The sequence below is a fragment of the Sporosarcina koreensis genome (assembly GCF_001531445.1).
GTDB classification, from domain to species: domain Bacteria; phylum Bacillota; class Bacilli; order Bacillales_A; family Planococcaceae; genus Sporosarcina; species Sporosarcina koreensis_C.
On the sequence record NZ_LQYA01000254.1, the window covers coordinates 1 to 243 of the forward strand.

A 243-nucleotide genomic window follows, 5' to 3' on the forward strand; every position below is an offset into this window, starting at 1 on the left:
TCATTTTGATATTGTAGGAATTATACTAATGTCAGTGGGCATTGTATTTTTTATGCTGTTTACAACATCTTATAACATTTCTTTTCTGATCATCAGTATTCTGTCATTCCTGATATTTGTAAAACATATTAGGAAAGTAACAGAACCTTTTGTTGATCCTGCACTGGGGAAAAATATTTCTTTTATAATTGGTGTCCTTTGTGGAGGACTTATATTTGGTACAGTAGCAGGGTTTATCTCTAT

The 243-nt window shown here is 31.3% G+C and carries 1 pseudogene; it reads left to right on the forward strand.

From position 1 onward, the window contains the following. A pseudogene (locus AWV70_RS21610) lies at positions 1 to 243 on the forward strand (tetracycline efflux MFS transporter Tet(L)); the annotation flags it as partial.